This is a genomic window from Nocardia sp. NBC_00565 (assembly GCF_036345915.1).
GTDB lineage: Bacteria > Actinomycetota > Actinomycetes > Mycobacteriales > Mycobacteriaceae > Nocardia.
Window position 1 is genome coordinate 8637636 of sequence record NZ_CP107785.1, and the last position, 15729, is coordinate 8653364.

The 15729-nt window shown below is 67.5% G+C and carries 1 protein-coding gene; it reads left to right on the forward strand.

Annotation, left to right across the window (positions count from 1 at the left end):
• Nucleotides 1-19 precede the first annotated feature (19 nt).
• Nucleotides 20-15607, forward strand: a complete 15588-nt coding sequence (locus OG874_RS39770; RefSeq protein WP_330252185.1) for a non-ribosomal peptide synthetase — start codon at nt 20-22, stop codon at nt 15605-15607.
• The last annotated feature ends 122 nt before the right edge of the window (nt 15608-15729 follow it).

Genomic DNA, 15729 nt, shown 5'->3' on the forward strand with positions numbered 1-15729 from the left:
CCGAAGCGGGGATGTGCGCGTGACGCGCCCCGCTCGTACCCGCCCGGTCCGGACCAGACAGCCGCGGGTCACTTCCCTGCCGCAGCTGATGGGCACCGCCGTCGAGGCGAATCCGGACGGAATCGCCGTCGTCTTCGCCGACGCCACCGCGAGCATCGGGCAGCTCACCTACGCCGAGCTCGACGACCGGTCCACGCGGCTGGCCCGGCTGCTCATCGAACGCGGTGTCGGTCCGGAAGATCTTGTGGCTGTCGGCATTCCGCGATCGCTGGACTCGGTCGTCGCGGTCTGGGCGGTGGCCAAGACCGGTGCCGGATTCGTGCCGGTCGACCCCAACTACCCGGCCGAGCGGGTCGCGCATATGGTGACCGATTCGGGCGCGGTGCTCGGCCTCGCCGTTGCCGAGGTGGCCACCGATCTACCGGATCAGGTCGAGTGGCTGGTCATCGATGCGCTCGAACTCGCGCTGCGCCTGGAGGAGTACTCGGGCGAGCCGATCACCTACATGGACCGGGTCCGCGCGGTGCGGGCCGAGAATCCGGCCTACGTCATCTACACCTCCGGCTCCACCGGCAAGCCGAAGGGTGTTGTCGTCACGCAGGCCGGGCTGGCCGGCTTCTGCGATGAACAGCGTGAGCGCTACCGCGTCACGAACCATTCGCGCACACTGCATTTCGCCTCACCGTCGTTCGACGCGTCGGTGCTCGAGCTGCTGCTCGCGCTCGGTGGCGCGGCCACCATGGTGGTGGTGGCCCCGAATATCTTCGGTGGCGATGAACTGGCTGCGCTGCTGCGCCGGGAACGGGTGACGCACGCCTTCATCACCCCGGCCGCACTCGCCTCCGTCGATCCGACCGGGCTCGACGATTTCCGGGTGGTCGTCGCCGGTGGCGAGGCCTGCCCGCCGGATCTGGTGCGGCGCTGGGTATTACCGATCGCGGACGGTCGTACGCGCGAGTTCTGCAACGGCTACGGGCCGACCGAGACCACGATCATGACCAATATCAGTTCGCCGATGACACCCGGGGAGACGGTGACGATCGGCGGCCCGATCCGGGCCATCACCGAGTACGTGCTCGACGATCGGCTGAACCGGGTCCCGAGCGGTGTGATCGGCGAGCTGTACATTTCGGGTGCGCAGGTGGCGCGCGGCTATCACGACCGCCCCGCACTCACCGCATCTCGCTTCGTGGCGAATCCGTTCGACCCCAGCGGTTCTCGGCTCTACGCCACCGGCGATCTGGCGCGCTGGACCACTGCGGGCGAGATCGAATATATGGGCCGCAACGACTTTCAGGTGAAGATCCGCGGCTTCCGTATCGAACTCGGCGAGGTCGACGCGGTGCTCGGCGCGCACGACAGCGTGGACTTCGCCGTCACCATCGGGCACGAACTCGATACCGGCGCGACGATTCTCGCGTCCTACGTGCACGCCGCGGGCGATGCGGAGGTGGACACCGAGGCGCTGACCGCGTTCGCCGAACGCTCGCTGCCCGCGCATATGGTGCCGACCGTCATCACGGTGCTCGACACGATTCCGCTGACCCCGGTCGGCAAGCTCGATCGAAGCGCACTACCCGCACCGGTGCTGGAGACCAAGCAGTACCGCGTGCCGGAGACCGAGGTCGAGCAGGTCATCGCCGAGGTGCTCGGCGAGGTGCTCGGGATCGATCGGATCGGTCTCGACGACGATTTCTTCGCGCTCGGCGGCGACAGCATCACCTCCATTCAGGTGGTGTCGCGCGCCAGGGCGCGCGGTGTGATCTTCACGCCCCGAGACGTTTTCGAAATGCGCACGGTCGCCGCGCTCGCATCGCTGGCGACGGTGGCTGCCCCGGCGCCGCCCGGCGAGCTCCCGACCGGTCCGCTGGTCGAGTTGTCGCAGGCCGACACCGACCGGCTGGCCACGGAATACCCGAAGTTGGCCGAGGTCTGGCCGCTGACCCCGCTGCAATCGGGCATGCTGTTCCACGCGCAGCTGGCGGAATCGTCGGTCGACGCGTACATGACCCAGTTCATGGTCGATCTCGGTGGCGATGTCGACCCGCAACGCCTGCACGCGGCCGCCGTCGCCGTGGTGGGTCGGCATGTGAACCTGCGGGTGGCCTTCGCCGTGGACGCCGACGGCAATCCGGTGCAGGTCGTGCTCGATGAGGTCGAAGTGCCTTGGCGCGCTATCGATCTCACCCACCTCGGGCAGACCGAGGCCGCTGCCGAGCTGCAGCGGGTCATGGCCGCGGATCTGGCCGACCACTTCGATATGCGCGCCGCGCCGCTGCTGCGATTCGCGCTGATCCGATCGGTGGCCGACGCCTACCACCTGCTCGTCACCAGCCATCACATCCTCATCGATGGCTGGTCGATGCCGCTGCTGACCCAGGATCTGCTGACGCTCTACGTCCTCGGCGGCGATGCGACCCAGCTGCCACCGGCCCGTTCCTACCGTGACTACCTGGCGTGGCTCGGCACGCAGGACCACAGTGCCGCACGGGATGCCTGGCGCGAGGTGCTGGCCGGCATCACCGAGCCGACGCCGCTGGCCGGCGTCGATCCGGCACGCGAAATCTCGGCTGGCGTAGGCGAAATCGGGTTCGAACTCACCGAGGATGACACCAAGGCGCTGACCCGGTTGGCCGCTGATGCCGGGGTCACCGTCAATACCGTCATCCAGGCCGCCTGGGGGCTGCTGATCGGCCGCAGCGTGGATCGCGACGATGTCGTCTTCGGCGCCACGGTCTCCGGACGCCCGCCGCAGCTGGATGGCATCGAGACCATGGTCGGGTTGTTCCTCAACGCGATTCCGGTCCGGGTGCGGCTGGACGCGAACGACACCCTCGCCGGGCTGCTGCGTCAGCTGCAGTCCGAGCAGGCGGCGCTGCTCGACCATCACTACGTCGGCTTGAGCGAGATCCAGGAAATCGTCGGCGTCGACGGGCTGTTCGATACGCTGGTGGTCTTCGAATCCTTCCCGGTCGACGAGAAGGCGCTGACCGCTGCGGCCAGTGCGCTCGACGGTATGAGCATTACCGGCGCGGTCGCGGTGAACGGTACGCACTACCCGGTGACCGTGGTGGTCGTGCCCGATATCCGCATGCACGTCACCCTCAAGTACCTGCGTGATCTGTTCGACGAGACGGCGGCACAGGCACTCGCACAGCGCTTCTCGACGCTGATCGGCCGCTTCATCGCCGATCCGCTGGCCAAGATCGCCGAGGTGGACGCGCTGACCGAGGTCGATCGGGCCGTGCTCGACGCCGTCAATGCGACCGAAGTGCCGGAGCTGCTGGATGATTCGACGCTGCTGACGCTTTTCGACGCGCAGGTCGCCCGCACACCGGAGGCGCCTGCGTTGATCTTCGGCGACACCATTGTGAGCTACGCCGAACTCGACACCCGCTCCCGGCAGCTCGCGCGGGACCTGATCCATCGCGGCGTCGGCGTGGAATCGGCGGTGGCGGTGGCGATGCGGCGTGGCATCGAGATGGTCGTCGCGATCTACGGTGTGCTGCGCGCGGGTGGCGCGTATGTGCCCATCGATCCCGATCATCCGGCCGAGCGCAACGAATACGTGCTGGCCAGCGCGGCTCCGGTGGGTGTGCTGACCACGACCGGCACCGGCTTCGAGACCGCGACCGACACGCCATTGGTCTATGTGGACGGGCCGAACTCCGCCGCGGCGTTGATATTCGAGGATCTGCTGTCCGGCACCGGCACCGTCGCCGCACCACATCCGGACAACACCGCCTACGTCATCTACACCTCCGGTTCGACCGGCCGGCCCAAGGGCGTGGCGATCACGCACCGGCAGATGGCCAACCAATTCCGTTGGGCGCAGCGGACCTATCCGCACGGTCCCGGCGATGTGGTGCTGCACAAGACGCCGATCACCTTCGATATCTCGACGTGGGAACTGATCTGGACCTTGCAGACCGGTGCGGCGGTGGTCGTCGCCGAGCCGGACGGGCATCGCGATCCCGCCTACCTCGCCCGGGTGATCGACGAATACAGGGTCAGCACAGTGCACTTCGTGCCATCGATGCTCGACGCGTTCCTCGATGGCATGCCCGCGGCGGCGGCGTACCCGTCGTTGCGGCGGGTGTTCGCCGCCGGCGAGGCATTGTCGGCGGATACCGCGGCCCGGTTCACCACCTTCCTGCCGAACGCGGACCTGCACAACTGGTACGGGCCCGCCGAGGCCACCGTCGTCACCGCCTATCCGGCCGAACCCCGTGGGCGCGTGGCGATTCCGATCGGCACCACGGTCGCCAATACCCGGGTGCATGTGCTCGACCGGCAGTTGCGGCCGGTGCCGATCGGTGCGGTCGGCGAGTTGTATGTCGCCGGTGTGCAGTTGGCGCGTGGCTATGTGAACGCGCCCGCGCTGACCGCCGAACGGTTCGTCGCGCACGTCGACGGTCAGCGGCTGTACCGGACCGGTGACGTGGTGCGCTGGGTGCCCGGTCGGGGCGATTATGCGCTCGAGTACTTGGGCCGCAGCGACTTCCAGGTCAAGCTGCGCGGCCAGCGCGTCGAACTCGGCGAGATCGAGACGGTGCTGCTCGGGGTGGACGCGGTGCAGCGCGCAGCGGTGGCACTGGTCAATGGGAGCACCGGGGACCGGCTGGTCGCCTATGTGGTGGCCGCGCCGGGTGCGCAGATCGATGAAGATGTCTTGCTCGACGATGCTCGGGCGGCGCTGCCGTCGTATATGGTGCCGTCGGCGATCGTGCGACTGGATGCCTTGCCGCTCAACGCAAGCGGCAAACTCGATCGCAAGGCGCTGCCCGCGCCGGAGTTCATCGGGCGTCCCTATCGCGAACCGTCGACGCCGCTGGAACGCATCGTCGCGGAGGTGTTCGTCGAGGTGCTCGGCATCGAACGCGTGGGCGCCGACGATGACTTCTTCGATCTCGGCGGCAACTCGCTGGTCGCCACCCGGGTGGTTGCCCGGCTCGGCACCGCCATCGGTAGCCGGGTTCCGGTGCGCGCCGTCTTCGAGGCGCCCACCGTGGCCGGTCTGGCCGCCGCGGTCGCGCCGAGTGCGGGTCAGCGTCGCGAGGTCCCGCTCGTGGCCGGTCCGCGGCCGGAACGGATTCCGTTGTCGCTGGCGCAGCAGCGGATGTGGTTCCTGAACCAGTTCGATACCGAATCCGCGGTGAACAATCTGCCGGTCGCGGTGCGGCTGACCGGCGCGCTGGATATCGCCGCGCTGCAGCAGGCGGTCGCCGATCTGGTGGAGCGACACGAAACCCTGCGCACTGTGTACCCGGCCGACCGGGACGGCGTCGCGCATCAGGTGATCGTGCCCGCGGCACAGGCGGTTCCGGATCTGACGCCGCAGCCGGTCACGGCGGATGCGTTGCGCGCGAAGGTCGTCGAGATCGTCGCGGCCGGATTCGATGTCACCGATCAGGTGCCGCTGCGCGGTGCGCTGTTCCAGGTGGCCGAACCCGGCGGACCCGCCGACGAATACGTGCTGGTCTTCGTCGCACACCACATCAGCGCGGACGGCTGGTCGATGGGACCGATGACCCGCGACCTGATGCTGGCCTACGTCGCGCGCGCGGCCGGTGTGCTGCCCGCGTGGCAGCCGCTGCCGGTGCAGTACGCGGATTTCAGTCTCTGGCAACGGGAAGTGCTCGGCTCCGAGGACGATCCGGACAGCCTGATCACGGCACAAACCAAATTCTGGCGCACAGCGTTGGCTGGTCTTCCGGATGAGCTGAACTTGCCCGCCGACCGGCCGCGTCCGATGACGCAGTCGTTCGCGGGTGGCACTGTCGGCTGCACCGTCGACCCTGGGGTGCATCGTCGGCTGCAGGAGATCGGTCGCGAGCAGAATGCGACGATCTTCATGGTCGTGCACAGCGCGCTCGCGGTGTTCCTGGCGCGCCTATCCGGCACCGACGACATCGCCGTCGGCACCCCGGTCGCGGGCCGTGGCGCGGCCGAATTGGACGATGTCATCGGCATGTTCGTCAATACGCTGGTGCTGCGGACCCCGGTGCGCGGCGGTGCGAGTTTCACCGAACTGCTTTCCGTGGTGAAAGACGCCGACCTGCAGGCATTCGCATACGCTGACATTCCGTTCGAGCGACTGGTCGAGCGATTGAACCCGGTGCGGTCGACGGCACGGCATCCGCTGTTCCAGGTGATGTTGTCGTTCCAGAACCTGCCGGACAACTCGTTCGAACTCCCCGGACTGCGGGTCGACGGCGTCGAACTCGATATCGACACCGCGAAATTCGATCTGTCGCTGGCGCTGAACGAGCCAGCGGGCAGCGGCGGAATGAACGCCGAATTCTCCTTCGCACGCGACCTCTTCGACGACACAACCGTGCGGCGCTTCGCGGACCGGTTCGTCGGTCTGTTGGAGCAGATCGCCGCCCGGCCGGATGCGCCGGTGGGAGACATTGATCTGCTGGGCGATGACGAGCGGGCCGCGGTGCTGTTGCGGTGGAACGACACCGGGCGTGAGCTGCTTGCCCGTCGTCCCGAGCCCGGCGCCGTTGGGTTCACAGTGGTGGACGACTTTCTCGCGCAGGTGCGGGCGACGCCGGGTGCGGTGGCGATTGTGGATCCGGCGTCGGAAACTTCGTTGACTTACGCCCAGTTCGGCTCTCGCGTGCATCGGTTGGCGCGGCGGTTGATCGAGGCCGGTGTCGGTCCGGAAAAGCTTGTCGCCCTTGGTCTGCGGCGTTCGGTGGACCTGGTGGTCGCGGTGTATGCGGTGCAGGAGGCGGGCGGCGGGTACGTCCCGCTCGACCTGGACCAGCCGACCGAGCGCGTCAGTTATGTGCTCGAATCGGCGGCACCGGTCTGTGTGCTGACGACCTCGCACGACAACTTTGGAAGCGGTGGTCTACCGACACTGTCGATCGATGAGCTGGACCTGTCCGGATACTCGAATGAGCCGGTGGTCGACGCGGAGCGGATCGGACCGCTGCGGCCGGAGAACGCCGCGTACGTGATCTTCACGTCGGGTTCGACGGGTCGTCCGAAGGGTGTGGCGGTGCCGCATTCGGCGGTGGTGAACCAAATCCGTTGGATCACTGCTGAGTACGGCATCGGTGCCGATGATGTGGTGTTGTTCAAGACGCCCGCCACGTTCGATGTGTCGGTGTGGGAGTTGTTCGGTCCGCTGTCCACGGGTGGTCGGATCGTGGTGGCGAGCCCCGACGGCCACCGTGATCCGCAGTATCTGGCCGAAGTCATTGCGGCCGAACGGGTCACCATGACTTCGTTCGTGCCGTCGATGCTGACGGTGTTCGCGGGCAGTGTGGAGGCGGCCGGGGGCGGCACCGCGTTGGCATCGTTGCGGGCGTTGCTGGTTGCTGGTGAGGCGTTCACCGGTGATGCGGCGGCTGCGATCCGTCGCGTGAGCTCGGCGGAACTCTACAACCTGTACGGTCCGACCGAATTCGCTGTGCATGCGACGCATTCCCCGGTCGCGCGGGATATCGCGGGTGCGGTGCCGATCGGTTTGCCGGTGTGGAATGCGCAGGCGTACGTGCTGGATTCGCGTCTGCATCCGGTGCCGTCGGGTGTGGCCGGTGAGTTGTATCTGGCGGGTGCGCAGTTGGCGCGTGGCTATTTCGGTCGCGCTGATCTGAGTGCGGATCGTTTCGTGGCGAATCCGTTCGGGATGTCGGAGCGGATGTATCGCACCGGTGACCTGGTCACGCGCGATGCTGATGGGTCGATCGTCTACTTGGGCCGTACTGACTTCCAGGTGAAGTTGCGTGGTCTGCGTATCGAGCTCGGTGAGGTCGAAACCGCGCTTACCGCGCATGATTCGGTGGGTCAGGCTGTGGCGTTGGTGCGTTCGGATGCTCGCACCGGTGATCAGTTGGTCGGTTATGTGGTGCCTGCTGCGGGAGCCACGGTGGATACCGACGAGTTGCGTACCCACTTGAGTGCGCGTCTGCCGTCGTACATGGTGCCCGCGGCGTTGATGGTTCTCGATGTCATGCCGTTGAATCCCAATGGCAAGCTCGATCGCCGCGCGCTGCCCGAACCGGCCTTCGAAGCACGGGAATTCCGCGCACCGAACACCCACACCGAACAGATCGTCGCGAGCACCTTCGCGGCGGTGCTGCGGATCGGCACCGACGCCGACGACGACCGCTACCTCGGCCTGGACGACGACTTCTTCGCGCTCGGCGGAAATTCGCTGCTGGCAACGCAACTGGTGGCCCGACTCGGCGCGGCACTGGACACCCGCGTGCCGGTGCGGGTGCTGTTCGAGGCCTCGACCGTGGCCGAACTCGCGGCCGAGGTACAGCAGCTCGCGGGCACCGGCGACCGCCTGGCCTTGACGGCGAGCGAACGGCCCGAACATATTCCGCTGTCGCTGGCACAGCAGCGGATGTGGTTCCTGAACCGGTTCGACACCGACTCCTCGGCCTACAACATCCCGATCGCGGTGCGGCTGACCGGTGCGCTCGACGTGGCGGCGCTGCGGCGGGCGGTCGCCGATCTGGTCGAGCGACACGAGATCCTGCGCACCATCTACCCGCAGACCGATGCGGGGCCGGCCCAGCTGATCCTGCCTGCCGATGCGGCCGCGCCGAAGCTCGAGGTCCGCGAGGTGCAGCCGAGCGAAATCGAATCGGCCGTCGTGGAGCTGACTTCCACGATCTTCGATGTCACCAGTGCGGTCCCGGTTCGGGTCGCGCTGTTCGACATCGATACCGCTGGCGACCGCTTGCAGGTCGCTCGAAACGACACTGCGGACAAGGAATACGTGCTGGCGATGGTGGTGCACCACATCTCCGGCGACGGTTCCTCGGTCGCGCCGCTGACCCGCGATCTGATGATCGCGTACGCGGCCCGGTCGGCGGGCGCGGCCCCGAGCTGGTCGCCGCTGACGGTGCAGTACGCGGACTACAGCATCTGGCAGCGCGAACTGCTCGGCCGCGAGGACGATCCGGAGTCGCTGGCGGCCGAGCAGGTTGCCTACTGGCGCTCCGCGCTGGCGGACCTCCCTGAACAGCTCGATCTGCCCTCGGACCGACCGCGACCGGCGGCGCAGACCTTCGCGGGCGGCGCCGTCGAGCTGCACATCGCTGTCGAAACCCACCGGGCGCTCATCGAATTGGCGCGCGCCGAGGGTGCGACGCTGTTCATGGTCGTGCACACCGCGCTGGCGGTACTGCTGTCGCGGCTGTCCGGCACCGAGGACATCCTCATCGGCACACCGATGTCCGGTCGCGGCGAAGCGGCGGTGGACGATCTGATCGGCATGTTCGTCAACACCCTGGTGTTGCGCACCAGGGTCGCCCCCGCTGCGACCTTCGCGGAGCTGACCGCGCGCCAGCGTGAGACCGATATCCAGGCCTTCGCACACGCGGACGTACCGTTCGAGCGCCTCGTCGAGGTACTGAACCCCGTCCGCTCGACCGCGCGACACCCGCTGTTCCAGGTCGGACTGTCATTCCAGAACCAGGAGCAGTCCAGCCTGGAGCTGCCCGGCCTCACCATCGCCGGTGTCGGCATCGACACACAAGTGGCGCAGTTCGATCTGAACCTCATCGTCGGCGATGCCTACGACGAGCACGGCGTACCCGCCGGTATCGCGGGCCAATTCGTCTATGCGAAAGACCTTTTCGATCACGCGACGGTCGACGGTTTCGCCGCTCGGTTCGTTCGTCTGCTCGGCGAGATCATCGCCGCGCCGCGCACTCCGGTCGGCGAATTCGATCTGCTTGCGCCGGTCGAGCGGACGCGAATCCTGCTGGACTGGAACGACACCGATCATCCGGTGGCCCCGGAACTGCTGCTGGACGCCTACCGCCGTGCGGTGGCCGAACATCCGGACGCCGTCGCGGTGGCCTACGAGGGCGCGGAACTCACCTATCGCGAATTCGATCAGCGGGTCAACCGACTGGCGAGGCGACTGATCGAGCAGGGGGTCGGCTCCGAAGCGTTGGTGGGGCTGGCAATTCGGCGCTCGCTGGATCTGGTCGTCGGCATGTACGCGATCGTGGCGGCTGGTGGCGCGTATGTACCGCTGGATCCGGATCATCCGGCGGAGCGAATCGCGCACATCCTCGATACCGCACAACCCGCGTGCGTGCTGACCACCACGGCGGATGCGGTTGCGGTGCCCGGTGATACGGCGGTGCTGCACCTGGATATGTTGGCACTGGACGACTTCGACGACACTCCCGTGCGCAGCGACGAACTGCTGCGGCCGGTGCGCCCGGAGAACCCGGCCTACGTCATCTTCACCTCGGGTTCGACCGGTCGGCCCAAGGGCGTGGCGATTTCGCATGCGGCCATCCACAACCAGACCACCTGGATGCTGCAGGAGTATCCGCTCGGCCTGGGCGATGTGTACCTGCAGAAGACCGCGACCACCTTCGACGTATCGCTGTGGGGCTACTTCATGCCGCTGCGCACGGGCGCGAAACTCGTCGTCGCCACCCACGACGGCCACCGCGATCCGACCTACGTCGCGGAAACCATTGCCGCCCAGGGCGTGACGGTCACCGACTTCGTACCGTCGATGCTGACCGTCTTCGCCGCGCACACCACGGCGGGCTCCTGCCCGACGCTGCGGGACATCTTCGTCATCGGTGAGGCGTTGCCGCCGGAGACCGTCGACGCGGTGTGCGCGATATCGGATGCCCAGGTGCACAACCTCTACGGCCCGACCGAGGCCGCGGTCTCGGTGACCTACTGGGCGGCGCGCGGCAACGCCTGTTCCGGTGTCCCGGTCGGTCTGCCGCAGTGGAACACCCAGGTGTACGTGCTGGACGCCCGGCTGCGCCCGGTGCCCGCCGGTGTGGCCGGTGAGCTCTACCTGGCCGGTGATCAGCTCGCCCGCGGTTATGTCCGCCGACCCGATCTGACCTCGGATCGGTTCGTGGCCAACCCCTTCGGCGACGGCCTGCGTATGTACCGCACCGGCGACCTGGTGGTCTGGCGCGAGTCGGCATCGGGCGGTGTCCTCGACTACATCGGCCGCACCGACTTCCAGGTCAAGTTCCGAGGCCAACGGATCGAACTCGGTGAGATCGAAACCGCGCTACTGGCCCAACCTTCGGTCAGCCAGTCCGTCGCCACAGTGCTGCCGTCCGCACTGGGCGACCAGTTGGTCGCGTACGCTGTGCCGACTCCGGGATACGAGATCGATCAGGCCGAACTGCTGGCCGCCGTCGCGGAAACCCTGCCCGCGTACATGATCCCGGCCGCCATCGTGGCGCTCGACTCGTTCCCGCTGAACACCAGCGGCAAGCTCGACCGCAAGGCCCTACCGGAGCCCACCTTCGCCGGCCGCGAATTCCGCGCTCCGGCAACGCCGGTCGAGCAGATCGTGGCGGGCGTATTCGCCGACGTTCTCGGCATCGATCGGGTCGGGGTCGACGACGACTTCTTCGCCCTGGGCGGCAACTCGCTGATCGCCACCCAGGTGGTGGCCCGGCTCGGCGCCGCGATCGGCGGCCGGGTGCCGGTGCGCACCCTCTTCGAGGTGTCGACGGTGGGCGCACTCGCGGTCAAGATCGAGCAGCACGCCGGATCCGGCGGTCGCCGCGCGTTGACGGCCGGGCCGCGCCCGGACCGGATTCCGCTGTCGATGGCACAGCAGCGGATGTGGTTCCTCAACCAGCTCGATCCGACCTCGGCGGTGCACAACATCCCGGCCGCGGTGCGCCTGACCGGTGCGCTGGACCTGGCCGCGCTCGAGCTGGCGGTGACAGACCTGATCGAGCGGCATGAGGTGCTGCGCACGATCTATCCACAGACCGACGCGGGCCCCGTGCAGCTGATCGTGCCCGCCGAGCAGGCGGTACCGGATCTGACTCCGGTCCCGGTCGGCGCGAATGAATTGCCCGCGCGAGTGATCGCGACGGCCTCGGCCGGATTCGAGGTGACCACCGAGGTTCCGGTGCGGGCCGAGCTCTTCCGTGTCGAGCACGCTAGTGACTTGCGGGGCACTCGAAACGACACAGAGCATGTCCTCGTCTTGGTGGCGCATCACATCAGCGCGGACGGCTGGTCCATGGGCCCGCTGACGCGCGACCTGATGATCGCGTACGCGTCCCGCTCGGCCGGTGCGACTCCGGCCTGGACGCCACTGCCGGTGCAATACGCCGATTTCAGCATGTGGCAGCGCGAGGTGCTCGGCTCGGAAACCGATCCGGACAGCCTGATCACCGCCCAGGCGAACTACTGGCGCGACACTCTCGCCGGCCTGCCCGACGAGCTGAATCTGCCCACGGATCGTCCGCGTCCGACGACACAGTCCTTCCGCGGCGGACGGGTGGTTTTCCCGATCGGCACCGAGCTGCACCGAGAGCTGCAAGCGGTCGCACGCGCCAAGGGTGCGACCATGTTCATGGTGGTGCACACGGCGCTCGCGGTACTGCTCGCGCGGCTGTCGGGCACCGATGACATCGCCATCGGCACCCCGGTCGCCGGTCGCGGCGAGGCCGAACTCGACGATGTGATCGGCATGTTCGTCAACACCCTGGTCCTGCGCAGCGAGGTGTCCGGGCAGCTGAGTTTCGATGCGCTGCTGGCACATACGAAGGACGCGGATCTGCAGGCCTTCGCGCACGCCGACATTCCATTCGAGCGGTTGGTCGATCTGCTGAATCCGGTGCGCTCGACGGCGCGGCATCCGCTGTTCCAGGTGATGCTGTCGTTCCAGAACCTTCCCGACAGCACGTTCGAGCTGCCCGGCTTGCGGATCAGCGCAGTTGATCTGGAGATCGATACCGCGAAATTCGATCTGTCGCTGACCATTCAGGAGGCCGCGCGGGGCGCGGGCATGGTCGCTGAGTTGTCCTTCGCCCGGGATCTTTTCGACGATGCCACCGTGCGGGGCTTCGCGGACCGGTTCGCCGGTCTGCTGGAGCGGATCGTCGCGCGGCCGGACGTACCGGTGGGTGATATCGACCTGCTCAGCGACGCCGAACGGGCCGCGGTGCGGTGGCAATGGAACGACACCAGCCGTGCGCTGGGCGCGGTCGGCACGCTGGTGGACGAGTTCGCCAGGCAGGCGGCGGCTACGCCGGACGCGACCGCGATAGTCGATCCGGCGACCGGAACTTCGCTGGCCCACCCGTCGCCCGACCACCACCCCTCATCGAGTCGCTCCGCGACGCTGACCTACGCCGAATTCGGTGCTCACGTGCATCGGTTGGCGCGGCGGTTGATCGAGGCCGGTGTCGGTCCGGAAAAGCTTGTCGCCCTCGGCCTGCGCCGTTCAGTGGATCTCGTGGTCGCGGCGTATGCGGTACATGAGGCCGGTGGCGGGTATGTGCCGCTCGACCTCGATCAGCCGATGCAGCGGATCGGCTATGTGCTCGAGTCGGCCGCGCCGGTTTGCGTTTTGACCACCACCGGTGACGATTTCGATGGTGGCCTGCCCACCTTGAGGATCAATGAGCTGGACCTGTCGAGCTACTCGGATCAGCCGGTTGTCGACGCCGAGCGGATCACGCCGTTGCGGCCGAGTAACCCGGCGTATGTGATCTTCACGTCGGGTTCGACGGGCCGGCCGAAGGGTGTGGCGGTGCCGCATTCGGCGGTGGTGAACCAGATCCGTTGGATCACTGGTGAGTACGGCATCGGTGCTGATGACGTGGTGTTGTTCAAGACGCCCGCCACGTTCGATGTGTCGGTGTGGGAATTGTTCGGCCCCTTGTCCACTGGTGGCCGGATCGTCGTGGCGAGCCCTGACGGCCACCGTGATCCGCAGTATCTGGCCGAAGTCATTGCGGCCGAACGGGTCACCATGACTTCGTTCGTGCCCTCGATGCTGACGGTCTTCGCAGGCGCGGTCGACAGCTCCGCACTGTCATCGTTGCGCGCACTCCTGGTCGCGGGTGAGGCGTTCACCGCCGAGGCGGTGCGCGCCATCCGCAAGGTCAGCGCGGCCGAGCTGTACAACCTATACGGCCCCACCGAATTCGCCGTCCACGCGACCCACCGTCCGGTGGCCGACGAGATCGAGGGCGCGGTGCCGATCGGTCTGCCGGTGTGGAATGCGCAGGCGTACGTGCTGGATTCCCGACTGCACCCGGTGCCGCCGGGCGTGGCGGGTGAGTTGTACCTGGCCGGTGCGCAATTGGCGCGCGGCTACGCCGGTCGCCCCGATCTGACGTCGGATCGTTTCGTGGCCGATCCGTTCGGCACGTCGGAGCGGATGTATCGCACCGGTGACCTGGTCGCGCGCAATGCCGACGGCGCGATCGGGTACCTGGGCCGCACCGACTTCCAGGTCAAGCTGCGCGGTCTGCGCATCGAACTCGGTGAGATCGAAACCGCCCTCACCGCGCACCACTCGGTGGCGCAGGCCGTCGCACTGGTCCGCTCGGACGCGCGAACCGGCGATCAACTGGTCGGCTATGTCGTCCCCGCCGCCGGTGCCATCGTCGACTCCGAGGAACTGCGATCCCGCCTGGCCGAGCACCTGCCGTCCTATATGGTCCCCGCCGCCATCGTCGTCCTCGATCTCATGCCGCTGAACCCCAACGGCAAGCTCGACCGCCGCGCACTGCCCGACCCGGTCTTCGCGGCACGGGAATTCCGCGCACCATCGACCCCGCTCGAGGCGACCGTCGCCGGTGTGTTCGGCGATGTCATCGGTGTCGACCAGGTCGGCCTGGACGACGACTTCTTCGGCCTCGGCGCTAACTCGCTGCTGGCGGCGCAGGTCGTCGGCCGACTGCGCAAGCTGACCGGCGCGGAAATCAAGGTCGCGTGGTTCTTCATCGAGCCAACGGTGCTCGGCATCTCGAAGCAGATCATCGCGGCGCTCGAACACGGCCACGACTACGAATCCAGCTCCGCGGCCGCGCTCGGGGTGATCCTGCCGATCCGCGCCGCGGGCACCAGGGCCCCGCTGTTCTGCGTGCATCCCCTGGCCGGATTGTCGTGGTCCTACGCGGGCTTGGCGCGGGTGCTCCCCGCCGACCAGCCGATCCTCGGCATCCAGTCGCCCGCGCTCGCCGAGGACGACTACGCGCCGAGTTCGGTGGCCGATATCGTGCGCCGCTACGTCACCGAGATTCGGGCGGTGCGGCCGCAGGGCCCGTACCGGCTGCTCGGCTGGTCGCTCGGCGGCAAACTGGCGCATGCGATAGCGACTCAGCTGCAGGCCGATGGCGCCCAGGTCGAGCTGTTGGCGATCCTGGACGCCTACCCGGGCGGCGACGTCACCGATTTCCGGACCCAGATCCGTCAGGTCTTCATCGAACTGGGGCTGGACGCGGCGGCGCTGCCCGAGGCGGAGAACCTGCAGGAACTCGGCGACGAGGCACTGGCCGCACTGCACGCGATGGTCGTCGATCAGGGTCTGGACGTGCTGACCCCCGAGCGACTACGCCTGATCTATCGCACGGCAATGCGCACCGTCGAGTTGGCGTCGGAACACCGGCCACCGGTGTTCGAGGGGCAGCTCGAGTTCTTCAGCGCTACGGTTGACGCCGAGGCACGCGCGGATCGCGCACCCGCCGACTGGCAGCCTTTCGTTTCCGGTGAGATCATCGATCGCCCGATCAGGGCGACGCACGAGTTGATGACCTCTACCGAAGCGTTGGACGAGATCGGTCCCTGGCTCGCTGAGCTGCTCGAAACCCCTGAGCGGCCGTGATAAGCCGGGGTACGCGGGTGGATCGTCGGCGTGCACAAGCGGCCATTGCGGTAACGATCGGCGTCTGACCATGCGATGCTTCTGAGTACAGCGCTGGGTGGGGAGCAGATTTAGGGATTACA